Origin of the sequence: Marinobacter segnicrescens, from assembly GCF_900111555.1 — a bacterium.
Lineage (GTDB): Bacteria > Pseudomonadota > Gammaproteobacteria > Pseudomonadales > Oleiphilaceae > Marinobacter > Marinobacter segnicrescens.
Genome location: NZ_FOHZ01000002.1, coordinates 168,447 through 193,851, shown reverse-complemented (window position 1 = coordinate 193,851; position 25,405 = coordinate 168,447). Strand labels below are relative to the sequence as shown.

The window sequence follows — 25,405 nt, the reverse complement described above, 5'->3', positions numbered from 1 at the left end:
GGGCAGCAGGGTTCATCCGTGAATGCTGAAAACGGTATCTTCTCTCGTTCTGCGGAACACATCAATCATTGCGAAGGTTGGATAGGGTTGCAGGCAAAAAAAAGGGGCCGGCATGTGCCGACCCCTTGAACGCACATTGATCAGTATCCGGAGGTCGCGCTCAGCCCGAACCATTCGGGCAACACCAACAGCGTAATGACCACTGCGATCTGGATCAGGATGAACGGCACCACGCCCCGGTAGATCTGGGTAGTGGCTACCCCTGGTGGTGCCACGCCCTTCAGGTAGAACAGGCTGAACCCGAACGGAGGCGTCAGGAAGCTGGTCTGCAGGTTCATGGCGATCAGGATGGCGAACCACAGCATGTTGATGCCAAGCAGTTCCGCAATCGGCGCCAGGATAGGCACCACGATAAACGAGATTTCCACGAAGTCGATGAAGAAGCCCAGGAACAGGATGATCAGCATCGACAGGATCAGGAAGCCCCATTTTTCGCCGGGGAGCGCCAGCATCCATTCTTCCAGCAGGTAGTCGCCGCCGGTGTAGCTGAACACCATGGAGAAGGCCGTGGCGCCCACCAGGATGGCGAACACCATGGCGGTGACCTTGACCGTATCCTTCGCCGAATCCCAGATAATCTGCCAGGAGAACTGGCGGTACAGCAGTGCCAGGATAACCGCACCCACGCCCCCAAGGGCAGAAGATTCGGTTGGCGTGGCCACCCCGGCAAAGATGGAGCCCAGTACCACGATGATCAGGGCCAGGGGCGGGATAACCGCCAGCAGAGCTTTACGCACCTCCTGGGCCCTGGACTGGTTTTCATCCCGGGGCATGGCCGGGGCGATTTCCGGTTTGAGGAAGGACATGATCAGAATGTAGGCCACGTAGAGACCGATCAGTATCAGCCCGGGCACCACGGCGGCCTTGAACAGGTCGCCTACCGGCAGCCCCATCACATCCCCGAGGATAATCAGGATGATTGAGGGGGGGATAATCTGTCCCAGGGTGCCGGAGGCGCAGATGGTGCCGGTGGCCAGCTCGGTCTTGTAGCCGTGGTGAAGCATGACCGGCAGGGAGATCAGCCCCATGGCTACCACGCTCGCGCCGACCACGCCGGTAGAGGCGGCAAGCAATGCACCGACCAGGATGGTTGAAATGGCAAGGCCGCCGCGTACACCGCCAAACAACTTGCCCATGGACTCCAGCAACTGCTCTGCCAGCTTGGTCCGTTGCAGCACCAGGCCCATGAAGATAAACAGGGGGACCGCCATGAGCGTGGTGTTGGTCATGATGCTCATGATGCGGTAGGGCATGAACGCGAACAGGCTGGGGCCCTCGGCGATCAGGCCAAACAGCAGTGCTACACCGCCAAAGGTGAACGCTACCGGGAAACCCCACAGCAGCATCAGCAAGCACACGCCGAACATAATAATACCGATCATGCGAGACCTCCGGCGCTGTGTTCGCTGTTCTCATAGTGGGCATCGCGTTTCAGCACGCGAATGGCGTAGGTCACCATGTTGATACCCGCGATGGCGGTAAAGAAGGATGAAAAGGAAATCAGGCTCTTGATGATCCATCGGTGGGGCAGGCCTCCGGGATCACCACTGCTTTCGCCCAGGTTGTAGGACTCGACGGCGAAGTCGATACCCAGCCAGGCTATAAAGGCCGCGAAAGGGATGACCAGCAGGAGCGCGCCCACCAGGTTGACCCAGGCCTTGAAGGTTTCGCTCCACTTGGTGTACAGCACATCCACGCGGACGTGGCCGTCGGTGCGCAGGGCATAGGGAATACCCATCAGAAATACCACCGAATACAGGTGCCATTCCATCTCCTGCATACCAATGGAGACATTGTTGAAGGCGTAGCGCGCGACCACGTCGTAGAAAACGTTCAATGTCAGCAGAATGAACGCCACACTGGCAATCCAGCCACACATGTAAGCTATGCGTCCTAGCCCGTTATCAATCAGTCTGAGCCATCGCATGATGAATCCTCGTGCTCCGGGAATACGGCCACCCGGCTTCAGGTTCCGGTTTTGGGGCAGGCCTGTGGAAAAAACGCCGGTAGTTTACGCGAACGCGGTGTCTTTTTCACAAACTTCCCCCACAGATAACAACGCCGGAGTCTCGCTGGGAGACTCCGGCGTCGGGCATGACAACCTGTGCCTGCCTTATCGGTCTGTTTACTCGACTTCAGCCATGTTGTTCAGGTAGGCACGGTCGGCGATGTCGATGTAGGCGCGGGCGTCCTTCAGATACTTCTCCTGGGACTCGATGATTTTCGCGGCCAGCTCGTCACCCTCTGCGGCTTCGCGCAGGAGCTTCTTGTTGGCTTCGACCATGGCCTGGAACACCTCATCCGGGAAGTTCTTCACCTTCACGTTCGGGTGTTCCTCCTGGATAGAGGCCCAGGCCTTGGCATTTTCGTGCACGGACTGAATCATCATGTCGTAGGCCGCGGTGCGCATGGCCACCCGGAGAATCTGCTGGAGGTCTTTGGGCAGTTTTTCCCAGACGTCCTTGTTGACCAGGAACTGCAGCTCGGTGGCTGGTTCATGCCAGCCGGTGTAGTAGTAGTCAGCAATTTGCTGGAACCCGAGACGCAGGTCCAGGGCCGGTCCGACCCACTCCACCGCGTCGATGGTGCCACGTTCCAGGGCGGTGTACAGCTCGCCCGGCGGAATGTTGGTGGGGTTGACGCCCACTTCCGCGAACACTTCACCCGCAAAGCCGGGAATGCGCATTTTCAGGCCTTCCAGGTCTTCCAGGGAGTTGATCTCGTTACGGAACCAGCCACCCATCTGGATGCCGGTGTTACCGCCGGGGAAGGACAGCATATTGTGGGGCTCGTAGACTTCCTGCATCAGCTCCATGCCGTCACCGTAGTAGAACCAGGCGTACTGTTCCTGGGCGGTCATGCCGAAGGGCATGCTGGTGAAGAACAGGGTATTGGGTACCTTGCCTTTCCAGTAGTAGGAGGCAGAGTGGCCCATGTCGTACTGGCCGGCCTTGACCATATCAAAGACGCCCAGCGGGGCCTTGTGCTTGTTGGCGGAATCGATACGGATCCGCAGGCGCCCGTCTGACATTTCCTCGGCCATCTTGGCCATACTCTTGGTGGCTTCACCGAAGATGGGAAAGTTCGGGCCCCAGGTTTCAGCGAGGCGGAGGGTGAATTTTTCCTGGGCGCTGGCCAGCGGAGAGGCCATGAGAGCAGACAGCGCTACCGCCGCGGCGGCGCGTTTGAACAATGAACGACGTTTCATGATGCGCGTTCCTCTGTTTGTTGTTGTTCAGGATGGCGAACGTTTGGTCCCGGCGACAGGGTCGGGACCTGCATTCTTACGCGGTAAACGTAGCATGGATTAGGTGAAGGGTGAATTAATTCAATATGCTACCTAGACTTTGGTCGTAGACGTGGACGTTCTGAATTGCTTGGCTGACCACACGGCAACCCCCTGGGTATTGAGGGTGATATCCATGCCCAGGGCCTGCTCGAGTCCCTCGTCATCAAGGTTGCAGCCGTGTTCGGCCAGCCTGCGGGCAAACAGTGCCTTGAGGTCGGCGCGGATGCCCTGGATGTCCGGCTCCTCGGCCCGGTACTTGCGTCCGATGGCCGCATAGGCATCCAGATCGCCATGGAGCTGGGCGGCCAGGTCGTCAATGGCAGTCACCTCACTGAAGTGGGTGAGGTAAATGGCACGGGGTTTGAGGGCACACAGCCGGTCCACGGATTCGTGGGCCTTGTCCGGGTCGAACTGCACCGGCGTGGCCGCCGGAAACATGAAGGGACCTTTGTCTGTATCCAGTGACCGGTAGGAGATGCCGAAGGTATCCCCGGAAAACACGGCGCCGGCTTCACTGTCGTGGATGCAGTAGTGATGCAGGGCATGGCCCGGGGTGTCGAGGAAGGTCAGGGTGCGCTGGCCCAGTGGCAGGGTGTCGCCGTCGTGGACTTCCAGGATGCGCTCAGCAGGAACCGGTATCAGTTCACCGTAGTGTTTTTTCATGGTTTCGGTGCCATAGACCTGGCGCGCCCCTTCGTACAGGGCGCTGGGATCAATCATGTGCCTGGCACCCCGGGGATGGACCACCAGGGTGGCCCCCGGCAGGTCCCGCATGATTTGCCCGGCACCGCCGGCATGGTCCAGGTGGACGTGGGTAATACAGACGTAGCGCACCTGGTTCCGGGCAATATTCAGTTTGTCGAGGGCGGCCAGCAGGATGGGAATGGAAAAGTTGCTGCCCACGTCCACAAACGCGGCTTCGCCGCTGTCGACGATCAGATGACTGGCATCCATCATCTGGCTGCCGGCAAATTCGGTATCAATGGCGTAGATGCCATGGCTAAAGGGGATAATCGTAGGGGCTTCAGCGCTCATGGGAATCCGCTTCTTGTTCTTTATTATTGAACCCCGGCCTTTTGGTGGCCGGGGTGGTGTCGTTACGGTTTAATCGATCTCCACCTGTTCCGCAACCTGCTCTCGCAGGGATTTCTTCAGGATCTTGCCAACACCGTTGCGGGGCATGGCCTCCATGAAGACCACCTTGCGGGGCGTTTTGTACTTGGCCAGTCGCTCCTGGCAGAAGGCGAGCAGTTCCTCCTCGGTGATGTCGGTGTCCGGATTGCGAACGACTACGGCCACGACTTCCTCACCCATACGCTCCGACGGAACACCTACGACTGCCACTTCGGCCACGGCGGGATGACGGGAAATCAGCTCTTCCAGGTCCCGGGGGTAGATGTTGAAACCGCCCCGAAGAATCAGGTCCTTCTTGCGATCGACAATGTAAAGGTAGCCGTCTTCGTCCAGCCGGGCTACGTCACCGGTATGCAGCCAGCCATCTTTCAGGGCAGCCCGGGTGGCTTCCTCGTTGTTGTAATAGCCGGGGGTAATATTCTCGCCCCGCACCAGCAGTTCACCCACTTCACCGACGGCCAGCGGGTTGCCCAGTTCGTCAGCAATGCGCAGTTCCACACCGGGGAAGGCGCGGCCGACCGAGCCGGCCTTGACGGGCTCGCCCTTGCGGTGGGCGGAAACGGTGGGCGCGGCTTCGGACAGGCCATAGCCTTCATAGATCTCGGCGTTAAAGCGCTTGCGGAATGCTTCGATCAGCGACACCGGCAGGGGCGCGGACCCGGAACCGACCGATTCCAGCGAGGTGAGGTCGTATTCCTCGGCTTCCGGAGCGGTTGTCAGGGCGTAGATCATGGCCGGAACCGCACTGAATGCCGTTACCTTGTGTTTCTGGACAGCCTCGAACACTTCCCGCACGTCGAATTTGGGCAGGATAACCACGCTGCTACCACGCAGGAACAGGGTGTTGGCCATGGTAAAACCATAGATGTGCGCCAGTGGCAGCACGCCAATGGTGGTACCGGGTTCGTCGCCGGCTTCCTCTGCCAGTTGCACGGCGGAAGCTGCATTGCTGTAGAGGTTACGGTGGGTGAGCATCACCCCCTTGGGCTGCCCGGTAGTGCCGGAGGTAAACAGGATAACGGCGACGTCGTCTTCCTTGATCGGCGGTAGCTCGATTTCCGGGTCGGCAGCGGCCATCAGTGAGCACAGGCTGTTACAGGGTATGCCGGCGTTGGGACTCGGTTGGTTCTGGGCGATGCCCGCCACCACCAGTTTCGGTGGTGTCTCCATGCCGGAAGTTGCCTGCTCGATAGACGGCAGAATGGCCTGGCTGGTGATCACGGCGCTGGCGCCGGAGGCCTGCAGGATAAAGCCGATCTCCCGCGGATGAAGCACAAACATCACTGGCAGTACGATGGCGCCAGCGCGGAGTACTGCCTGGTAGGCGATGAAGACCTCCGGGCTGTTGGGCATGCACACCACCACCCGGTCACCGGGTTTGACGCCCAGGTTATGCAGGCCATTGGCCAGCCGGTTGGCACTGTCCTGGAGTTCCAGGTTGGTGACTTCCCGCTCGCCGGCGTACAGCATGGTGTATTCGCCAAAGCGTTCGAGGCTCTGTTCCGGCAAATCAGTGAGGATCATTATTATTGTTCCTTCGTTATTGATGAGACGAATTGTCGAGGCGTTTCTCTTGGAGCGTAGGGTCACCTTACAACAAAGTCTCACGGGGACGGAACCTTTCCTGACATCTGTCAGGCAGGTTGCGGCCGTTTGCGGTCCTCTGCCGGTGGTGATTGCATCCGGGCCATGGGGTAGAGCCCGATCAGATAGAGCAGCGCCATGAGGGCGAAGGCATCCTGGTAGCCGGGGAAGGCTTCGGGTACGCCGAGCGAAGCCGTCCACAGCGTATTTTCCTGCAGCAGTATGGCGGACAGGCTGACCCCCAGTGAGCCGCCGAACTGACGGGCAAAGCTGATCAGGCCGGTGGCCTGGTTGATCATGTTCTGGGGCACGATGCTCACCGCACCGATCACCACCGGGGGCATGGTCATGGCCAGCCCGACCCGGCCCAGTGCGGCCATCATCGCAATCAGTACCAGTGACATATCGGCCCGTGCCTCGCTCAGCACGATGCTGGACAGGGCAAACAGCACCAGGCCGACTGCCACCAGCAGCTTGGGCAGTACCCGGTCAGTGAGCCGGCCAATAATCGGAAAGGAGAAAGCCATCGCCAGGCCGGCGGGCATCAGCAACATGCCAGCCGCTGAGGCGGACTCCCCCATAGCCGTCTGCACCAGCATGGGCAGCAGATACACCGAGCCAAAGAGGCCGGCACCGGTCAGCATGGCGACCAGGAAGGCGGGCGTAAAGCCAGTATGACGGAAGATGCGCAGGGCCAGCAGGGGTGACCGGCTGCGTAACTGGTGCAGCGTGAACCCTGCAAACAGGGCAGCGGCAGCAAGCAATCCCAGGGTGACCGGCAGGCTGCCCCAGCCCAGGTGAGGGCCTTCCGACAGTCCCCACAACAGCGCTACCATCCAACCGGTGAGCAACAGCAGACCAACGCCGTCAAGGCGACGGTGCACCGGGGGGGCACTGGACGGCCGCGACAGGAAGGTGCTGCCAAGCCAGAAGGCGGCGATACAGAAGGGCAGTACCACCAGGAATACCGCACGCCAGGACCACCAGTCCACCAGCACGCCACCCACCACCGGGCCGACGGTGGGCCCGAGTACCACGCCCATGGCATACAGCCCCATGGCCTGGCCCCGCTGGTTAACGGGGAATACCGCATAGAGCATCAACATAGCCAGGGGCTGTACCATACCGGCGATAAGGCCCTGCAGTACCCTCACCACGACCAACATGCCGAAATTCATGGCCAGGCCGCCAGCTATGGCGGCTACCACGAACACGACCAGTGCGCCCATATAGGTGGTACGGGGACCAAACCGGTCCACCATCCACACATTGAGCAGCATGCCAATGGCCATGCTGGCAAGGAAGGCAGTGACCAGCCACTGCCCCATCGTGTGGCTGACCGAGAAGGTTGCCATGATGTCCGGCAAGGCTACGTTTACGATGGTAGATGACAACGACATGGTCATGGTGCCGGTCATGACCGTGATCATCACCCACCATTTATAGCGCTGTCCGTAGCGCTCCTGAAGCTGTTCCATAGAGGTCGGCATGGGCCACGTTACCCCTTGCGGGCGCGGCCACGTTCCATCACAGCCAGGCGGCGACGTTCGATATCGTCCGGGGTGACCTTGTCGTTCTCGATGGAGGAGAACAGGGTTTCGTAGTTAAGGGCGTCGTCCATGGACAGGTTGGCACCATGTTCAATCAGGTGGCGGTACTTGGCCAGGAAAGGCGGCTCTACTACGGTAATGTCATCCGCCAGCGCCAGGGCCTCATCCATCAGCTTGTCCGCCGCGACCACCCGGTTCACCAGGCCCCATTGGCAGGCCGTCTCAGCATTCAGGAAACGTCCGGTGAAAGACAGTTCCTTGGCCCGGGACTGGCCGATGATGCGTTGCAGTTTCTGGGACAGTCCCCAGCCCGGCATGATGCCGACCAGGGCGTGGGTGTCGGCAAAGCGGGCGTTTTCAGAGGCGATCAGGATGTCGCAGGCCAGGGCAACCTCGAAGCCCCCGGTGATGGCAACGCCGTTGATGGCGCCGACCACCGGCTTGCCGCAGCTGCGGATGGCGGTCACCGGGTTGGATCGGGGGTTCTGGTCGGTAGCCGCGTTCATGCCACTGGTGTCAGAGCCCAGCTCTTTCAGGTCGAGTCCGGCGGTAAAGGCTCTCTGCCCGGCGCCGGTGAGCACTACGGCGCGGATGCTGTCGTCGCCCCGTACTTCCTGCATGACATCGTACAGGCGCTCGCGCAGCTCTCCGGACAGGGCGTTCATGGCATCCGGACGGTTGAGGGTCACCACGGCGACGCCGTTATCGTGTTTTTCCAGAAGCACGGAATTACTCATCGTGTCGTTCCTTGTGTGGTTTGTTATTGGGTTGTTGCGTATTCGTTACGATGCTAAGCGGATCAGTTTGCCACTTGTGGGGCCGTTCGCAAAGTCAGGAATGCGACTGCGGAACGGTTTCCCGGTTTACGGCGCCCCCGGGAAGTAATGTCGTAATTCGTGACCTGTATCCGTGATTACCCGGTTTAACCCGCCCGGGACTCTGATAAATTGAGACACTCAGTGAAAAGGTCCCGAAATAACGACAAGTGCAGTAAGGGGGCAGTATGCAGGAACGTCGGAGCCGGCAGCGTTTACCATCGATCCGGGTCAGCGCCCGGGTGGGCATCAAGCGAGGGCTATTTGGCCGTGACTGGCTGACGGTACGGGTGCTGGACGTCACTGAGCGGGGCGTTGCTTTTACCGGTGATGTGCCGCTGGCCCAGGGAGAAAGTTTCCAGATGAGCCTGCGACTGACCACCGAAACCGGTGACTTTGTCGTGGAAAAGGCCTCTGCCTCTGTGGCCAATGTGCGTGACCTCTCGGAACGACGTATCTACGGTGCCCGCTTCAGCGACGACAACCCGGATGCCACCCGCCGAAGCCTTGATCAGATTGAAGGCATCGTAAAGCGCTACAAGGAGCTGAGTACCCGCATCTTCCGCCACCGTGAGGATCGCAGGGCAGTGTGACGGGCGCAGGCCCTTTCCCGCACCCGGCAGTGAACGGTCAGTGCCAGATGTTGCTGTCGATCTTCTCGTGCAGTTCCGGGTAATCCCTTGACTTGAAATGTGGGACTTCTCCGGCTTTGCGCTGGGCGAGGTAATCCTTCGTCAACTTCACCACCGTGCCCGACAGCAACACGATGGCAACCAGGTTTATGGCGGCCATCAGCCCCATGGAGGCGTCGGCGGTGTTGAATACCGTCACCACAGCCTCGTAACCACCCCAAACCACCATGGCCAGTGCTGCTATCCTCAACAGGCCGATACCCAGGTTGTTTCCTCCCCCAAGGTAAACCACTGCGTTTTCTGCATAGGTATAGTTGGCCACGATGGAGGTGAAGGCGAAGAACAGGATGGCGATGGCGATGAAGTAACCCCCGGCTTCGCCGATGTGAGCTTCCATGGCGGCCTGGGTGAGCCGGGTTCCGGTCAGCTCCGAATCTGGCCCCATGACACCTGACAGCAGGATCATCACCGCCGTCGCGGTACAAATCACAATGGTATCGATGAACACGCCAAAGGCCTGTACCAGTCCCTGGGATGAGGGATGATGCGGGGCGGGTGTGGCAGTTGCCGCGATATTGGGAGCGCTGCCCATACCTGCCTCGTTAGAGAAAAGGCCCCGTTTTATGCCGTTGAGCATGGCTGCGGTAATGGAGCCGGTCGCACCACCGACGGCCTCTTCAAGGCCGAAGGCGCTTTTTACGATGGCCACCAGGACGCCCGGCACTTCGGTGATATTCCAGGCCATGATGCCCAGGGCGACCAGAACATAGGCCCCGGCCATGAAGGGCACCACGAATTCGGCAAACCGGACAATGGACCGAAGCCCGCCAAAAATGACAATGCCTGCGAAGATGGCCACTGCAATACCCATCCACAGTTTCGGGATACCAAAGGCGCCCTGCATGGCGTCTGCGATGGAATTGGCCTGCACGGCGTTGAATACAAGCCCGAAAGACAGGATCAGGCAGATGGCAAAGATAACCGCTGCCCAGGGTGCGTTCAGGCCCTTACTGATATACACGGAAGGTCCACCACGGTACTGCCCCTTGCCGTCCCGGACCTTGTAGAGTTGGGCAAGGGTGCTTTCCGCATAACCGGTGGCCATACCCACCAGCGCCACCATCCACATCCAGAAGATGGCACCGGCGCCCCCCAGGTAGAGGGCCACCGCCACACCGGCGAGGTTGCCGGTGCCCACCCGGGAGGCCAGGCTGGTGCACAGTGCCTGGAAGGGTGAAATGCCGTGCACATCGCTTTCCCGGGAGCCCCGGATCGCCCGGATCATCTCGTTGAAGTTGATGAACTGCAGAAAGCCCAGGCGAATGGTATAGAACACGCCTACAGCCAGCAGGCCGTAGACCAGAACGTAGCCCCAGAGGATGTTGTTCAGGAAGTCCACAATGGCGGTCATAGCGCGGATGCTCCGGAAAGAAAACAGTGAGTCGGGAGCAAGTGTAGCAGCTGTTATCGGGCTGGTGCCCGATACCACTGAACCACAAATGTGACGTTCAGGACAGGTTGGGCAAGGCGATGGGGCAATAGAGTGACTGCCCCGGCGCAGGTGCTGATGCCGGGGCAGTGAGGTCCGTTGTGGTAAGGAAATGCCGGGTTCTTCAGACCCGGAAGCGGCCCACCTGGTCTGTCAATTGGCGGGCGTAGCCGGCCATGGACTCACTGAGTGAATTAAGGTCCGCTGAGCGGGTATCACTCTCATTGGCCAGGTCATTGATGTCGGTGATGTTCCGGTTGATCTCGTCAATGACCTGGGTCTGCTCCTCGGTGGCAGAGGCCACGCTGGAGTTGACGTCGGTAATATCGCTCATGGCCTGGAGGATCGAGGCCAGCTCGGTTTCGGCGTCGGCGGCCAGCTTTTCAGTAGCTTGCGCCTGGTCACTGCCGGTTTCCATCACCGAGACGATGTCGGATACCCCTGACTGGAGAGCCGTGATCATACCCTGGATGTTTTCAGTGGACTGCTGCGTGCGCTGGGCCAGGGTCCTCACTTCGTCGGCAACCACCGCAAAACCGCGCCCCTGCTCGCCGGCCCTGGCCGCTTCGATGGCCGCGTTCAGCGCCAACAGGTTGGTCTGTTCCGCAATACCCCGGATCACGTCCAGTACCGATGTGATGTTATCGGAATCCGCCGACAGCTTGCGAATGACCTCCACCGCTTTACTGATTTGCTGGGCAAGCCGGCGAACCTGCTGAGCCGACTGCTCAACAATTTCACCACCCTTGCTTGCGTTGCCCTGAGCGGTACGGGTGACTTCGGCCGCACGGGAGGCGTTACCAGCTACCTCTTCGACCGCACTCTGCATTTCATTGATGGCAGTGGCCACCATATTGATCGACTCGGTCTGCCGGGAGACGCCATCCCGGTTATCCGCCGCTGATTGCTCAAGCTGGTTGGCGCCACTGGAGAGTTGCTCTGACAGCTGCTGGATATTGCTGACCATGCCTTGCAGATTGGCCAGCACGGCATTGAAGGATTCCGCCAGCTGGCCCAGGTCATCGTTGTTTTCCACCGGCACCCGCTGGGTCAGGTCGCCTTCGCCCTGGGCGATATTGTCCAGTTGTGCACGCAGGGTGCGGATGGAGGCAATAATCAGTTTCATGACTGCGAGGAAAACCACTACGGCAATTATCAGCGCTGCCAGGGTGACAACGATGGTGATGACAACCGCCTGGTTCGCCTCTCCAGAGGCTTCAGCGGCGCGCGTCTTGGCCAGCTCGTCGGCCAGTTGGCCGGTGCGGTCGAAGTAACCCCGGACCGCTTCGAACAGTTCACCAGTTTCTTCGCGGATCAGCTCGCGTCCACCGTAGGTATCGCCGATCCTTGCGCGCTCGAGGGCGGTTTCCGCTGAGGTTCGCCATTGCTCGAAGGTAGCGTCAAAACCTTCCATTTCGGCATCGATTCCCGTGCCTGTAAGCCGTTCCTGGGCAGCATGGATACGATCCCGTGCCTGATCGGCATTTTCATGGAACGCTGCCAGCAGGTCTTCAGCGGCCGCGTTGCTTTCCCGGGCGCGGATATAGCCATTCTGGGCCACCAGGGCCTGGTACAGGTCCCGGTCGCCGTTAAGGACCTCACTGGACGCGGGTAGCAGGTTCTCCGCCAGGAAATCGGTATCCGATACCAGGTTGCGGGCGGTGATAACACTGAGAACGCCGAGAACAATGACGGCGATGGCAGTTATGACAAAGGGGAGGGCAATCTTGGTACGAAAACCCAGTGCGTTACCGATAGCCATTGGCTTACTCCGGTTCTGTATATTTTTTAATAATTGTTCGAGAAGTATAACCGGAAGAGTTGTTTTGGAAACTGTTCAGGGGTTGATCTATGTCTGTTTTTGTATCAGAAGGTTAAGGGACGTTGCCCGAAGGTTTCCGATCACTGTGCCCGAGTGAGCGTTCCGGGGAGACCTGGTCTCGTACCAGTTGTTTAAGCCGGGTAATTTCGGGGAAGCCGCCCATTTCTTTACGGGACCAGATGCGGGCGTCGTCCACCCATACCTCGAAGATACCACCGGAGCCCGGGTGAAGGGTCAGTTCGTTGATCTCATCCTCGAAGGTGGTCAGCAGTTCCTGGGCCATCCACGCGGAGCGCAGCAGCCAGCGGCAGCCGGTGCAGTAGTGGATATCGACGCGATGACGGCTTTCTTCTGACATGGTTTCACCCCCGGTGGTCAGAAACGAACGGGTTGGTCTCGCGCTCGTGGCCGAAGGTGGACATGGGGCCGTGCCCGGGGACAAATTTCACCTCATCTCCAAGGGGAAACAGCTTGTCCCGGATCGAATGGATCAACTGCTGGTAATCCCCTTTCGGGAAGTCGGTGCGGCCGATGGAACCGTTGAACAGTACGTCTCCTACCTGGGCAAAGCCGGTAGGCCGGTGGAAGAAAACCACGTGGCCGGGTGTGTGTCCAGGGCAGTGCAGCACTTCCAGCTCCTGGTCGCCAAAGGTGACCCGGTCGCCGTCCTCCAGCCAGCGGGTCGGCGTAAAGCGGTCGGCGTGGGCGAAGCCAAAGCGCTGGCTCTGCATGGGCAGGCCTTCAATCCAGAACTCGTCATCCCTGTGGGGGCCTTCAACCGGCAAGCCGGTCTGTGCCATCAAAGCCGCCACGCCGCCGGCATGGTCGATATGGCCATGGGTGACCAGGATTTTCTCAAGCCCGATGCCTTCCTCGTTAACCACCGCCATGATCTGGTCCATGTCGCCACCTGGATCAATGACCACACCCTTGCCGGAATCTTCACACCAGAGCAGGGTGCAGTTTTGCTGGAAGGGAGTAACGGGAATAACGCGGACTTTCATGGGCTGGCCCCGGATCAGATTTGACGAGTGTGGCTTGGTTGGCAGGAGTATATCGGCTTGTGGAAGGGTGGTAAAAGCTCGCTCTCAGCAGCGGCTGTCGACACGGTTCCGGCCGGCTTCCTTGGCCCTGAAAAGTGCTTTGTCTGCTTGCCGGAGCAGGTCATCAAGGGTGATTTCCCGGGCCGTGGAGGCCGCAATTCCGAAACTCGCCGTGCAGCGGACCGTGCCGTCAGCGACAGGGAAAATCTGGCTGCTGAACGCCTGTTGCAGACGCTGGGCCAGGTAGCGTGCCTTGGGCAGGTCCGTGGCGGGTAACAGAATGGCAAACTCCTCACCACCGAGCCTGGCCAGGATGTCCGAGTCCCGCACTGTCCGTTGGGCAGTGGCTGCCATGCCACGAAGGACGGTGTCACCAGCAGCATGGCCCCAGCGATCATTCACTTGCTTGAAGTGGTCCAGGTCAAACATGATGACAGCGACCGGCTCCCCCGTTCGCAGTGCCTGGCTTATGACCTGGTTGCTCAGGTTGAAGAAGGCCCGGCGGTTGTTCAGGCCGGTAAGCTCGTCGGTATCCGCGAGCTTTTCCGCCTCTGCCTTGGCTGCCTTCAGGGCCTGCTCCATTTCCTTGCGGTCAGTAATGTCGGTGGCGATTTCCATGCGGACCAGGCGCCCGTCGATCCATCGAATGGCCTGGTCCCGGCACTGATACCAGTGTTTGTTGGCGGTGTTCTGGAACTCCCAGACCAGCGGTCCGGTCGGGTTGCCATCGTCGTCTACCAGCTGCGGGTTAGTGCAGAAACTGCAAGGCCCGGTCTGACCTTTCTGCAGTACCTGCCAACACTTCCTGCCCCCCGGAGCACCCCAGTAGTTCCTGCCGTAGTCATTAAAGAAAATCAGGTCATGGGTTTGCATGTCCGCCACGTACACGAGGGCGTCGAGACTGTTGAGCACAGTGGCTATGGCCTGGTAGCTGATATCTTCGGGGCGCGCTGCATCAGCAGGGTCTGGTGTTGGCAGGGTCATGGCAAAGGATTCGTCGGTAATATTGATAGTGCGGGACGAAGTGTACCATTTTTGATCAGGCCGATATGTATGTTTTATGTCTATAACAGGGTTTTTCAGCGGGGCGCCTGGATCAGCCTGCCGCTATCGGGAGGCGGGCAGGCCCAACCTGGCCGGACAGTTGAAACAGGCGCTCCATGACCAGTAAGCCGACCAGGTCCTCAATACCCCGGTCCCTGAAGCGGGCCACGTGTCGCTGGGCGTTGGCAATGATGGCCTCGGCCTCGTCCGGGTGGCGATAATAGTAATCGATCTTGTCCGGGAGGTCGGAGTGATCGTCACGGAGTTCCACATAGTGATAGCCGGGGACCAGGGTGCCCTCCATGAACCAGGTTTCGTAGCGTGGCCGGCGCATCAGACACAGGGAGTTGGATGCCATGATCCACTTGAGGTTGGTTGCGACATCAATGCCTTCCACGCTGACGATAAACTGGTAACCCAGTTGCTCGGGTATCGACATGAACGGCTTGTGCCAGGGTTGGGGCGCGGGCTCCTTGTGTCGCGTGCAGCCTATGTTGCATCGGGGGTGATCCATGAACCGCCGGGCAAAGTCGATGCGGTGCTCCCGGTTGGACTTGCCACGCCAGACTGCCCTGGGTTGCTTGTCCCGGAAGGCGATCGGGTCCTTACAGAAACGATAGTGGCGGACAGAATTCAGCTTCAGCAGCAGACTGTTTTCGTTGAGCCTGGGTGAGGTCACCGGCCGGCTTTTGACCAGGGTGGGTTCTTGCTGAAACTCGGTGATATCACCAAACCGGTAGTTGACCAGGAGGTGGCCAGGGAAGTGGCGTATCAGGTGCTGAAAGTCGGCACAGTAGGCGCTGCTCTTGTTCCTGCTGCTGAAGCGGTTGATTGCTTCCCACTGGCCTGACGGGAAGACCGGGCGCTCAAGGCGATTGTAATAGCTGACACGTGCGTCAATGTCGGCCCGTTTTTGCGGGTCCATACGGCTGTACCAGGCAAGCAATGCCCGGCGACGTGCCTGCCAGATTTCCCGTGGTACCAGCGATCGAAGCTGGTTGCGGCTATAAAAGCTGGCCTTGTGGAGCTGCTTTGACAGTTTGCTGAACATCGTCGTGTCCCATGGGTTGCCCCGATAGGTGCCTATTGCACACGACGAACGTTACAGGCCTGTGTCTCAGCTGACTGTCATCAAAAGTTCAGGAAAGACCCAACAGGTGCGACTGCTCAACCTTACTCGCTAACCACTGCTGAATGACTGGCGCCGCGCAACATGGCGTGCAGCAGCTCTTCCGCATCAAACTTGGTGAGTGCTTCATTGGCGCCGACCTGCTGCGCGTAGCTGACGCTCATCTCACTGTTCAGTGATGTGTGAAGGATGATGTAGGGCTGATGCATGGAGCGGTCATCACGCAGGTGGAAGGTGAGTTCATAGCCGTCCATGCCCGGCATCTCGATATCGCTGACCAGGATGGTGACCGGGTTCTGGTCCCGGTTGCCCTCGGTGATTCGGTCCAGAGCGGTCTGGCCGTTACCGGTGACTTCGTAGGGGATGTTTTCCCGGTCCAGGGCGTCGGCGAGCTGGCGCCGTGCCACCTGGGAATCGTCCACCACCAGGATGCGCTGCTCCCGGAGGGTTTCCCGTTCCAGGTCGGTGAGCTGGGTGGGGTTGGCGCGCATGGATTCCGGGTATACCCGGGCCAGCAGCAACTCCACGTCCATCAGCTGTACCAGGTCGTTGTCGATCTGCAGCAGGCCGGTGATAAACGCCTGGTCGCCCAGGGCCCGCGGTGGCGCCTGAACCTGCTTCCAGTTGGCCTCGACAATGCGGTCCACGCTGCGCACCAGGAAGCCGATTTCCTGGCGCTGGATATCGGTGACGATGATCGAGGCGGTCTTGCGGGCCTCGGCATCCAGGGCCGGGTAGCCCACGGCAGCGGCCATGTCGATCACCGGCACCGCGGAACCCCGGAAGTTCATGGTGCCCATAACCGCCGGATGACTGTGGGGGATCTGGGTCAGCCGCTGGATCGGCATGATCTCCCGGATCTTCAGGGTGCCAAGGGCCGACAGGCGGTTACCGGCGAGTCGGAACAGCAGGAGTTTCTGGGGTACGGCGCTGGCTTCAGTCATGGCACTTCCGGTGGTTTCAGCCATCTTTTGGACGTAACAGGGTAGCTGATTGCGGTGTAACACTGCAGGCTACCTTTGTTTCCGTTTGTACGTCCTCAGGTTGTCGGTCCCGGACCGGGAATCTTTAGCCGGTACCGAAAATATCCTGGTGGTAGCGGCCGTTCTGCATCAGGTCCTGCAGCCACCGGGAGGCTTCCTCCCGGGATCGGCTGCCGCAGGCTTCGGCAATACGGATCAGGCAGTCCCGAACCGCAGGCGCCATTCGGGCGCCGTCGCCGCAGACATACACCGGGGCGCCGCTTTCCAGCAATTGCCAGACTTCTTCCCGTTGCGCCCAGAGGGCGTCCTGCACGTGGCGGTGCGGGTAGTTCGCGAGCGCCGAGTATGCCGGGTAGATTGTGACGACCCCCTGATCCTGCCAGTGGTCCATTTCGTCGGCATACAGGCGGTCGTGGTCCGGGTGGCGGCAGCCCGGAAACAGGCGGTTGCTGGCCACGCCCTGTCCCTGTTGACGTTGCAGGTTCCGTTCCTCAAGGAAGGCCCGGAAGGGGGCAAGACCGGTGCCGGCGCCGACCAGGATCATGGGTTGCGCCGGATCGGCCACCGGAGAGAAGGGCGGGGTTGGCGTGCGGATCTCCGCCAGAACCTCATCGCCGGGGTCCAGGTCTTTCAGCAGGCTGGTGGCCACGCCCCGGTATTCTCCGCGGCCGGACCAGGCTGGCGCGGCGACGGTGCCTACCGTCAGGCGTATTTGCCCCGGGTGGGTCAGGGCGCTGGAAGAAATGGAATAGAGTCGGGGCCGCAGCGGCGGGCACAGGGCGGCGAAGACCTCCAGCGGCAGCTCCACCGCCGGATAGTGTTCCAGCAGGTCCAGAACCGACTGGCGCTGGTCATGGATCTGCTGGTGATAGCGATCGTTGTTCTCGGCCAATTGCGTCAGTGATTCCCGGGTATGGGGGCAGGGGCTGTGAGCGGCCAGCACCCGAAGATCCCTGCGGCTGGCGGGCTCCTGCAGCTCCAGGAACTGGCCGAGTAATTGGCCGACGCTCAGGGTGGTGCCTGTGGGCAGGTGAGCGGGGCAGTGCTGGTTGTCGGTCTGGACCAGCTCCGAGGGCGTTACGTGGAGGCGTCGGCAGGCCCGGTTGACCAGGTCCTCCCGGTTGGTGGGGTAGACAGCGAGGTGGTCCCCGGTCTGGTAGTCCATGCCCTCCGGCAGCTCCAGCAGGATGTCCCTGGTCGAAGCCCGGGTCCGGGTGCCGGTGAAGTCCGGGAGTGCATCCGCGTCTTTTACCAGTTCACGGTTATGGATGACAGTCAGCCATTGCGCCCGCGCGGGTAGCACTTGAGCACGGGTATTGCGGCTGTCCACCAAGGTGATGGGCCGGGCAATGCTGGCCGGATCGCGCTGTGACGACTCTCCCAGTGTCTGCCAGAAGTCGCCGAGCCAGTCCTCGACCGCCCCGTCAAAGTCGCCGTTACCGTCAGCAGCACCCCGTTCCAGCAGGCGGGTGGCGCCCGTGGTTGCCAGGGCATCATCCACCCGACGGGGGAAGGCCTGGTAGTTGACCCACTGGGTGTTACCACAACCCAGGACCGCAAAGCGCAGCCCCGGGCGTTTTATCCCGGAAAGGCCCTTTTCATCCAGCAGGGCCTCGAAGGCCCTGGCACTGTCCGGTGCATACCCGTTGTAGGTGGCGGTGACCACCACCAGTATTCCGCTTTCTGGGAGGTTCTCCGACAGCTCGTCCAGGGGCACGCTGCGGGCGTCGAAGTCCAGGTCACCGGCCCGGTTGGCCAGCTCCTCGGCGATGTCCCGGGCGGTGCCCAGGGCGGAACCCCAGGCAACGGTGAAGGGCTCGCCTTCGCCGCTGACCCCGTGGTGTTCCGGTGTAGTGGCTTCGCTCACTGCGAAACTGGCGGTATGGGTCACCAGCCGGTCATGTTCCTTGCGGCGGCGCAACCGCAGATAGAAGTGATCGGGCTTGAGGGTCAGGGTTTCCTTGATATCCAGCCGGTAATCGTGGGGATCATAGAGGGCAAAGCGCTGCAGGATCATGGCCAGGGCCAGCTTGGCCTCGGTCAGGGCAAACTGCCGCCCGATGCAGGCCCGCTGGCCATTGCCGAAGGGCTTGTAGCCGTGGGGGTGGATCTTCGCCTCGTTTTCCGGCAGGAAGCGGTCGATATCGAACACATCCGGGTTGTCCCACACCTTCGGGTCCCGGTGCAGGGACGGCAGGTGAATGGAGATGCCCTGGTTGCGGGGCAGCCGGTATCGGCCGCCGATCACTTCATCCTCGTAGGACGCCACCATGAAGGCCGGCGCGGTGGGCCACATGCGCAGGGACTCTTTGAGCACCCGTTCAATCACGTCCAGTTGTGCCAGGTGGCGGTACTCCGGAGCCGTGTCGCCGGGCAGTACCCGGTCCACTTCGGCATAGGCCCGGGCCAGCACATGGGGGTTGCGCAGCAGGAAGTAGAGCGTAAAGGTCAGCAGCCCGCTGGTGGTTTCATGGCCGGCGACCAGGAAGGTGAGCACCTGGTGGCGGATGTTCAGGTCGTCCAGGGGCTCGCCGGTCTCCGGGTCTTCCGCCGTCAGCATCAGGTTGAGCAGGTCATTGCTGTCGGTGGGGTTTTCACGGCGCTGGCGGATCACCTCGTCCACCAGTTCGTTCATGGTATCGATATCGGCCAGGTAGTCCGGCGGGTCCTTGCGGAAGCGCTCGAGCATCGGCAAACGGGTCAGCTTGGCCATATTGGCGGCGAGTACCCGCACCATGGACCCCAGGAACGGATGCAGGTCCCGGGACTGGAAGGAGTCGAAGCGATAGTTGAAGCCAGCCAGGGAGATGGTATCCAGGGTCAGCCGGGTCATATCATCCGCCACCAGCAGGTCTTCGCCCTCATGGGCCTGCCAGTGATTGCACAGTTGCTCGGCCACTTCCCGCATGGCCTCGAAATAGCCCTTCATGGACCGCTGGCTGAAGGCCGGCATCAGGATGCGATGGGCCTTGCCCCAGGCGGCCTCGTCACTTTTGGCGGTGAACAGGCCATCGCCAACGATATCCCGTAGCAGTGACAGTGGCGGGCGGATCACCTTGCGGAAGCGGGTCTCGTCGCAGAGTTCCTCAACCAGGTCCGCCGAGAAGGCGAAGGGAATTTTGGTGCCGGCAAAATCCATCTCGAAAATGCCATCGAAATCCCGGGAGACCTCCAGGAAGTACTGGGCCATATGGTCTTTGGGGATCTGCAGCAGGTTACCCAGCAACGGCAGTCGTGGCGGGTGGGGGAAAGGCTGCAGGTTCTGTTCTGGCTGGGTCTGGCTGGAGGCGCCCGGGTTATGGCTCATGGTCGTTATTGTTGCCTTACAGTGTAGGGTTGATAAAAATCTACCCTACACTGTAAGGCTGGTCAATCACCGACGATCCGGGCATCATTGAACCGATCAATATGTAGCAAGGAAACCTGTGATGCCACGCACCAGCCCCCGGCAACGACGACAACCCCTGAGCCCGGAGCGAATCTATCGCGCAGCCCTGGCGCTGATTGAGGAAAACGGCGCCGATGACCTGAGCATGCGCAAGCTGGCTGGGGCGCTGGGGGTGGACGCCATGTCTCTCTATCATCACGTGGAGAACAAGCAGGCGCTGTTGCAGGGGGTGTTCCAGACGGTCCAGGAAGAACTGGTTTTGCCGGAGCCGATGCCGGCGGACTGGAAGGAAGCCTTGCGGCAGTTGGGGCAGGGATTTCATCAGCTGGCCCAGCGCTATCCACGGGTGTTTCCACCCATGATCACCAGCCCCTGGGGGACCGAACGGGAGCGGGAGATTTTTCACTATATCCAGCGGGCACTGCACAAGGCCGGCGTGGCGGAACAGGATATGCCTCGAGCTACCAGCGCGCTCTATACGTTCGGTATTGGTATGGCCAATGTGGCGGCCAATGGCCTGCGGTTACGCCCCCTGTACGGTGAACCGGAACCCGTAAACGAAGCGTCGGCCCATGGCACGAGTGACACGGATGCACAGTTCAGTATCGAGATGATGCTGGCGGGGATTGAAAGCCTGGTTTCGGAAGGACGCCACTGACCAGGAATCCCTGATCAGTAACGTGTGTGGTCAGCCTTTCTGCTGGCTGGCAATCAGGTTGCTGATCTCCTGCTGGCCCTGGGCGCTGCCCATGCCAGGCACCTGGTCGCCGGTGCGGTCAGAGATTTGCGCGAAGTGGGCCGCGATCTGATCGGCGGCATCCTCATCGTCACCAATGTAGACACCCTTGGTCAGGGTGATATGGGCGGTCTCGAAGGAGCCGGCCCCAGCGGCCAGGATAGTGCGGCTGGGGGCGTCCTCGGAGCACAGGAAGACCACGCCCGGAGAGACGGTCTCCGGCTTCAGCTTTTCCAGCACTTCCGCAGGCATCAGACCTTCGGTCATCTGGGTAGCCGCTGTGGGTGCCAGGGAGTTCACCCGGATGTTGTACTTGTGGCCTTCCAGGCTCAGGGTCTGCATCAGGCCCACCAGCGCCAGCTTGGCGGCACCATAGTTGGACTGGCCAAAGTTGCCGAACAGTCCGGAAGACGACGTAGTCATTACAATACGGCCGTACTGCTGGTTACGCATGATTTCCCACACCGCCTTGGTGCAGTTCACCGACCCCATCAGGTGGACGTCCAGCACCGTTGTGAAATCGTCCAGTTCCATCTTGGCGAAAGTCTTGTCCCGCAGGATGCCGGCGTTGTTCACCAGGATGTCCACCCGGCCCCACTGGTCCATGACCTTGCTGACCATGGCTTCCACCGCATCGTAATCGGACACGGAACAGGCGTGGCTGACGGCTTCGCCCCCGGCCGCCCGGATTTCTTCGGCAACCGCCTCGGCCGGCTCGGCACCGAGGTCGTTAACAACAACCTTCGCACCACGGGCTGCCAGCGCCAGCGCATGGCAACGGCCCAGCCCGCCGCCGGCACCGGTAACAATGGCAACCTGGTCGTTCAGTCGGATGGTCATATCGGAGTCTCCTGCATCTTTATAGGGTTCGGGTTCTCGAGAGAGCAGTGAGTATACAGGGGTTGTTTCGTTGCTGCCCTTTTCCGTGATGCCCGTGGCAATGGAACAAAATGGTGCACTTTTACAGGGCGGTGCCAATTTGCGCCATAAAGGTGCGTATGGCGAGGTAAAGGCATGCATTGTGTTGCGCTCTGGCCCCCGCTGCAGTGGCGTTCCCGGGGCAGCACCGGGAATGGCGCACTTCCTGCTTAGCAACCTGACGGTTAAGGAAGTACCGACCAGGGATGGCTAAACCTTCGTCGATTGGTAGTGGTCGGTGACCTTGCCGTCATGGATCAGCACCGACGGCTAAAGAGAAAAACATGAGTGAGAAGTCCCTGTTTGATGTGCTCTGGCTGGTGGTATGCGCTGCCCTGGTGTTCAACATGCAGCTGGGTTTCCTGTGCCTGGAATCCGGACTGATCCGCAGCAAGAACGCCATCAATGTTGCCATGAAGAACATGACCGACTTTGCCCTGGCCGTCATGCTGTACTGGTTGTTTGGGTTCGGTGTCATGTTCGGGCTCAGCCACGGCGGCTGGGCCGGTACCACCCACTTTCTGCCTCCCGTGGGCCAGCAAGAGGCCTGGCTGTCCGCGTTTTTCCTGTTCCAGGCCATGTTCTGTGCTACCGCAGTCACCGTCATCTCTGGTGCTACCGCCGAGCGTTTGCGGTTTGCGGCCTATGTGATGGTGGGGGCGCTTGTGGCAGGGCTGATTTATCCGGTATTTGGTCACTGGGCCTGGGCAGGCGTCCTGGGAACGGGTGCCGGTTGGCTGGCCGGGCAGGGGTTTGTGGATTTCGCCGGTGCCACGGTGGTGCACAGTGTGGGGGGCTGGGTTGCGCTTGCGGTGCTGTTGCTGATCGGACCACGCATCGGGCGCTTCGAGGGGACAGGAAAATATGGCCATGCCATTCCCGGCTCCAACCTGCCACTGGCCATGTTGGGTGCACTGCTGCTGTTCTTTGGCTGGTTCGGCTTTAACGGTGGTAGCACCCTTGGCGCAGACGACACCGTTCCGGGCATTGTCGTTAATACGTTGCTGGGAGGCATCTCAGGCGTTTTGGCGGTGCTGCTGGTGAGCTGGGCGCTGCGGGGCAACACGGACGTGGTCCTGCCAATGAACGGATTGTTGGCGGGGTTGGTGGCGGTAACGGCATCGGCCCACGTCATTTCCGCCCTGGACGCTCTGGTCATCGGCGCTGTGGGCGGAGTGGTAATGCTGTTGGCGGGAGACCTGTTACTAAGGTTGCGGATTGATGATGCCGTGGCCGCGATCCCGGTTCACCTGGCGGCCGGAATATGGGGCACGCTGGCGGTCGCGCTGTTTGGTGATCCCGGGCGGTTGGGTACCGGCCTGGGTTTTGGTGAGCAATTGCTGGTTCAGGTCGAAGGCGTTGTGGTCTGTGGCCTCTGGAGTTTTGGCGTTGCCTGGGTTTTCCTGCGGCTCATTAACCGGTGGTGGCCACTGCGGGTAGAGGCTGAGGCAGAGCGACTGGGCCTGAATATCTCCGAGCATGGCACCCGTACCGAGCTGATCGAATTGCTGGAAGCCATGGAGGGGGATGTTCAGGCTGGCGGGTTCAAGGGTGAGGTGCCGGTGGAGCCTTTTACCGAGGTGGGCCAGATCGCCAGCCAGTACAACCGAGTGATCCGCGCCCTGGGGGCGGCGGTCGAAAAGACCCAATCCATCGTGCGGGAGATCCGTGACGGTATTGTGACCTTTGACGGACAGGGGCTGCTGACCAGTTATAACCCCGGTTCACAGCGCCTGTTTGCCCTGCCGTCGGAGTCGGCCCCGGTGCATTTTTCCCGCCTGCTGGACCCGGGTCACTGGGACCCGGCGGCCATGCTGCCTGTGCCTGGTGGTGAGGTCCGTCGAGAGGTGGTGTGTCGACGCTGGGACGGCTCCCATTTCCTGGCGGAACTGACGGTCAGCCGCGACGCCGAGGAGGCCCGGGTGCTCTACACAGGGATGATCCGGGATATTACCGAGCGTAAGCGGGTGGAAGAGCAACTGCATCGGGAGAAGACTCTGGCCCAGGTCACCCTTGCGTCCATTGGCGATGGCGTCATTACCACTGACCGTACCGGTCTGGTGACCTATATGAACCCGGTAGCCCAGCAATTGACCGGTCTCTCGGTGTCCGAGGGCGTGGGGCACCCGGTCAGCGATGTTTTCCGGCTGGAGGATGAAGCCAGCGGGGAGCGTTTGCCAGACCCGGTTCGCGCGGTGTTACGCAAACCCTGGCGTCAGCCGTCCAGTGCCGGTGCCCGCCATCGGGCCCTGCGTCGTGCGGATGGGGTGCTGGTGCCCGTTCAGGAATCGGCGGCGCCGATCCGTGATGAGGAGGGGGTACTGATGGGGGTGGTGCTGACCTTTATCGATATCTCGGTCACCCGGGAGCTGGCCCGCGAACTCCAGCACCAGGCGGCCCACGATGCCCTAACCGGCCTGATCAACCGGGCCGAGTTCGAGCGGCGTCTCTCCAACTCCCTGCGGGATACGGACGAGCACGGCAGTTGCCATGTTCTTTGTTACCTCGATCTCGACCAGTTCAAGGTGGTCAATGATACCTGCGGGCATATCGCCGGCGATGAACTTTTGCGACAGTTGGCGGCCCTGTTTCGGGTCCGGGTTCGTGATACCGATGTGCTGGCCCGGCTGGGCGGTGACGAGTTCGGCATTATCTTGATGAACTGCGGTATCCAGGAAGCCCAGGCCATGGCGGACAGTGTGCGGGAACTGGTGGAAAACTTCCGGTTTTCTTGGGAAGACCGTACCTTCGCCGTGGGTGTCAGTATCGGTCTGGTGCCTATTGATGGCCAGGGCTACGGTCTTACCGAATTGCTCAGGGCGTCAGACGCTGCCTGCTATGCCGCCAAGGAGAGCGGCCGCAATCGGGTGCATGTCTTCCAGACCGATGATAAGGCGCTTCTGGAACGCCAGGGTGAGATGCAGTGGGTTAACCGCATAAGGCAGGCCCTGGACGATGACCGGTTACGTTTGTTCGTACAGCCCATCCAGTCACTGAACTCGCCACCGGAAAGCCAGAAACGATTCGAGGTGCTGGTGAGGATGCTCGATGAACAGGGTCGGATCGTGCCCCCGGGGGCCTTCATGCCGGCAGCCGAACGCTACAACGTGGCCTGTGCCATCGACCGGTGGGTGGTCGCCAATACCCTTGCCTGGATCGGTGACCATGCCCGCCGGTGTGGTGGCAATCCCGGCCACTACAGCATCAATTTAACCGCCGATTCGCTAACCGACGAGGATTTTCTGGGATTCGTCCACGAACGGATAAAACGGGAGCGGGTGCCGCCTCAGTCTTTGTGTTTCGAGATTACCGAAACCAACGCTATCGCCATCTCAGCCGGGCGCTTGAGTTTATGCGCAGCCTCAAGGCCATTGGGTGTGCCTTTGCTCTGGATGATTTCGGCTCAGGCGTCTCCTCCTTCGGCTACCTGAAAAATCTGCCGGTGGATTATGTAAAGGTGGACGGCAGCTTTGTCCGCGATATCTGCGTCGATTCCACCGCCCGGGTCATGGTGGCATCGATTAACAACATTGCCCAGGAAATGGGCCTGAAAACCGTGGCGGAGTTCGTCGAAAACCAGGCCATCGTCGACGAGCTCAGGCAGCTGGGAGTGGACTACGCCCAGGGCTTCCACCTTGGTAAGCCCAGACCCCTTAGCGAGCAGGTTGAAGTGCGCATGATGCCCCGGTAGGCAGCTATGGGCCCGGGAAGTCAAAGTATTGATGCGGTTAGGACCGCTGGTATGGTTCTCACAGTTATCCTCTGCAGGGGATAAAGCCGCGTTTACCC

The 25,405-nt window shown here is 60.5% G+C and carries 18 protein-coding genes and 1 pseudogene; 3 read left to right on the top strand and 16 right to left on the bottom strand.

Annotated features, from left to right (window positions below; all coding sequences use genetic code 11):
- Positions 1-140: 140 nt before the first annotated feature.
- The 7 genes from BM036_RS03565 to BM036_RS03535 form a co-directional block, all read right to left on the bottom strand.
- Complete coding sequence (locus BM036_RS03565; protein ID WP_091848858.1) at positions 141-1,442, bottom strand: TRAP transporter large permease; 1,302 nt, start codon at positions 1,440-1,442, stop codon at positions 141-143.
- The gene (locus tag BM036_RS03560; RefSeq protein WP_091848857.1) at positions 1,439-1,987 is read right to left on the bottom strand and encodes a TRAP transporter small permease subunit; all 549 of its coding nucleotides are present in this window, start codon (positions 1,985-1,987) and stop codon (positions 1,439-1,441) included. Before BM036_RS03560 ends, BM036_RS03565 begins: the two co-directional genes overlap by 4 nt.
- Before the next feature lie 198 nt (positions 1,988-2,185).
- On the bottom strand, positions 2,186-3,268 hold the full coding sequence (locus BM036_RS03555) for a TRAP transporter substrate-binding protein (RefSeq protein WP_091848856.1): 1,083 nt from the start codon (positions 3,266-3,268) through the stop codon (positions 2,186-2,188).
- A gap of 132 nt (positions 3,269-3,400) precedes the next feature.
- Complete coding sequence (locus BM036_RS03550) at positions 3,401-4,384, bottom strand: MBL fold metallo-hydrolase (RefSeq protein ID WP_091848855.1); 984 nt, start codon at positions 4,382-4,384, stop codon at positions 3,401-3,403.
- 69 nt (positions 4,385-4,453) lie between these two features.
- Positions 4,454-6,007: a class I adenylate-forming enzyme family protein gene (locus tag BM036_RS03545; protein ID WP_091848854.1), complete on the bottom strand. Its 1,554-nt coding sequence runs from the start codon at positions 6,005-6,007 to the stop codon at positions 4,454-4,456.
- A 110-nt stretch (positions 6,008-6,117) separates the two neighbouring features.
- Complete coding sequence (locus BM036_RS03540) at positions 6,118-7,557, bottom strand: DHA2 family efflux MFS transporter permease subunit (protein WP_091848853.1); 1,440 nt, start codon at positions 7,555-7,557, stop codon at positions 6,118-6,120.
- Between the two features lie 8 nt (positions 7,558-7,565).
- Positions 7,566-8,354: an enoyl-CoA hydratase gene (locus BM036_RS03535; protein ID WP_091848852.1), complete on the bottom strand. Its 789-nt coding sequence runs from the start codon at positions 8,352-8,354 to the stop codon at positions 7,566-7,568.
- A 266-nt stretch (positions 8,355-8,620) separates the two neighbouring features.
- Between BM036_RS03535 and BM036_RS03530 the strand changes: the two genes are divergently transcribed.
- Entirely contained in the window at positions 8,621-9,025 is a 405-nt protein-coding gene (locus tag BM036_RS03530; RefSeq protein WP_091848851.1) for a PilZ domain-containing protein, read from the top strand.
- 37 nt (positions 9,026-9,062) lie between these two features.
- On the opposite strand, the gene BM036_RS03525 is transcribed toward BM036_RS03530, so the two are convergent.
- From BM036_RS03525 to BM036_RS03490, 8 genes are all read right to left on the bottom strand, one after another.
- Positions 9,063-10,475, bottom strand: a complete 1,413-nt coding sequence (locus BM036_RS03525; RefSeq protein ID WP_091848850.1) for an alanine/glycine:cation symporter family protein — start codon at positions 10,473-10,475, stop codon at positions 9,063-9,065.
- 202 nt (positions 10,476-10,677) lie between these two features.
- Entirely contained in the window at positions 10,678-12,315 is a 1,638-nt protein-coding gene (locus BM036_RS03520; RefSeq protein WP_091848849.1) for a methyl-accepting chemotaxis protein, read from the bottom strand.
- Positions 12,316-12,427: 112 nt separating this feature from the next.
- Entirely contained in the window at positions 12,428-12,733 is a 306-nt protein-coding gene (locus BM036_RS03515; RefSeq protein WP_091848848.1) for an Rdx family protein, read from the bottom strand.
- Between the two features lie 4 nt (positions 12,734-12,737).
- The gene (locus BM036_RS03510; RefSeq protein ID WP_091848847.1) at positions 12,738-13,379 is read right to left on the bottom strand and encodes an MBL fold metallo-hydrolase; all 642 of its coding nucleotides are present in this window, start codon (positions 13,377-13,379) and stop codon (positions 12,738-12,740) included.
- A gap of 84 nt (positions 13,380-13,463) precedes the next feature.
- Entirely contained in the window at positions 13,464-14,402 is a 939-nt protein-coding gene (locus tag BM036_RS03505; RefSeq protein WP_091848846.1) for a GGDEF domain-containing protein, read from the bottom strand.
- Positions 14,403-14,514: 112 nt separating this feature from the next.
- Complete coding sequence (locus BM036_RS03500; protein ID WP_091848845.1) at positions 14,515-15,513, bottom strand: glycosyl transferase family 90; 999 nt, start codon at positions 15,511-15,513, stop codon at positions 14,515-14,517.
- A 122-nt stretch (positions 15,514-15,635) separates the two neighbouring features.
- Positions 15,636-16,535: a chemotaxis protein gene (locus tag BM036_RS03495; RefSeq protein WP_091848844.1), complete on the bottom strand. Its 900-nt coding sequence runs from the start codon at positions 16,533-16,535 to the stop codon at positions 15,636-15,638.
- 124 nt (positions 16,536-16,659) lie between these two features.
- Positions 16,660-19,881, bottom strand: a complete 3,222-nt coding sequence (locus tag BM036_RS03490; RefSeq protein WP_091848843.1) for a bifunctional cytochrome P450/NADPH--P450 reductase — start codon at positions 19,879-19,881, stop codon at positions 16,660-16,662.
- 121 nt (positions 19,882-20,002) lie between these two features.
- Between BM036_RS03490 and BM036_RS03485 the strand changes: the two genes are divergently transcribed.
- Positions 20,003-20,620 carry a TetR/AcrR family transcriptional regulator gene (locus BM036_RS03485; protein WP_091848842.1) on the top strand — a complete coding sequence of 206 codons (618 nt, stop codon included), beginning with the start codon at positions 20,003-20,005 and terminating at the stop codon, positions 20,618-20,620.
- A gap of 30 nt (positions 20,621-20,650) precedes the next feature.
- Here BM036_RS03485 and BM036_RS03480 read toward each other — a convergent pair whose 3' ends face one another.
- A complete protein-coding gene (locus BM036_RS03480) occupies positions 20,651-21,538 on the bottom strand; it encodes an SDR family NAD(P)-dependent oxidoreductase (RefSeq protein ID WP_091848841.1) in 888 nt (295 codons plus the stop codon).
- Between the two features lie 362 nt (positions 21,539-21,900).
- On the opposite strand from BM036_RS03480, the pseudogene amt reads away from it, so the two are divergent.
- Positions 21,901-25,307, top strand: a pseudogene (gene amt / locus BM036_RS03475) (ammonium transporter).
- Positions 25,308-25,405: the final 98 nt, after the last annotated feature.

Bases quoted from the DNA above. Each gene is read 5' to 3' on its own strand.
- BM036_RS03525 (WP_091848850.1), bottom strand. From the start codon at position 10,475: ATGACCGCCATTGTGGACTTCCTGAACAACATCCTCTGGGGCTACGTT.
- BM036_RS03490 (WP_091848843.1), bottom strand. From the start codon at position 19,881: ATGAGCCATAACCCGGGCGCCTCCAGCCAGACCCAGCCAGAACAGAAC.
- BM036_RS03495 (WP_091848844.1), bottom strand. From the start codon at position 16,535: ATGACTGAAGCCAGCGCCGTACCCCAGAAACTCCTGCTGTTCCGACTC.
- BM036_RS03555 (WP_091848856.1), bottom strand. From the start codon at position 3,268: ATGAAACGTCGTTCATTGTTCAAACGCGCCGCCGCGGCGGTAGCGCTG.
- BM036_RS03565 (WP_091848858.1), bottom strand. From the start codon at position 1,442: ATGATCGGTATTATTATGTTCGGCGTGTGCTTGCTGATGCTGCTGTGG.
- BM036_RS03520 (WP_091848849.1), bottom strand. From the start codon at position 12,315: ATGGCTATCGGTAACGCACTGGGTTTTCGTACCAAGATTGCCCTCCCC.
- BM036_RS03480 (WP_091848841.1), bottom strand. From the start codon at position 21,538: ATGACCATCCGACTGAACGACCAGGTTGCCATTGTTACCGGTGCCGGC.
- BM036_RS03530 (WP_091848851.1), top strand. From the start codon at position 8,621: ATGCAGGAACGTCGGAGCCGGCAGCGTTTACCATCGATCCGGGTCAGC.
- BM036_RS03500 (WP_091848845.1), bottom strand. From the start codon at position 15,513: ATGTTCAGCAAACTGTCAAAGCAGCTCCACAAGGCCAGCTTTTATAGC.
- BM036_RS03560 (WP_091848857.1), bottom strand. From the start codon at position 1,987: ATGCGATGGCTCAGACTGATTGATAACGGGCTAGGACGCATAGCTTAC.
- BM036_RS03535 (WP_091848852.1), bottom strand. From the start codon at position 8,354: ATGAGTAATTCCGTGCTTCTGGAAAAACACGATAACGGCGTCGCCGTG.
- BM036_RS03485 (WP_091848842.1), top strand. From the start codon at position 20,003: ATGCCACGCACCAGCCCCCGGCAACGACGACAACCCCTGAGCCCGGAG.
- BM036_RS03540 (WP_091848853.1), bottom strand. From the start codon at position 7,557: ATGCCGACCTCTATGGAACAGCTTCAGGAGCGCTACGGACAGCGCTAT.
- BM036_RS03550 (WP_091848855.1), bottom strand. From the start codon at position 4,384: ATGAGCGCTGAAGCCCCTACGATTATCCCCTTTAGCCATGGCATCTAC.
- BM036_RS03505 (WP_091848846.1), bottom strand. From the start codon at position 14,402: ATGACCCTGCCAACACCAGACCCTGCTGATGCAGCGCGCCCCGAAGAT.
- BM036_RS03545 (WP_091848854.1), bottom strand. From the start codon at position 6,007: ATGATCCTCACTGATTTGCCGGAACAGAGCCTCGAACGCTTTGGCGAA.
- BM036_RS03510 (WP_091848847.1), bottom strand. From the start codon at position 13,379: ATGAAAGTCCGCGTTATTCCCGTTACTCCCTTCCAGCAAAACTGCACC.
- BM036_RS03515 (WP_091848848.1), bottom strand. From the start codon at position 12,733: ATGTCAGAAGAAAGCCGTCATCGCGTCGATATCCACTACTGCACCGGC.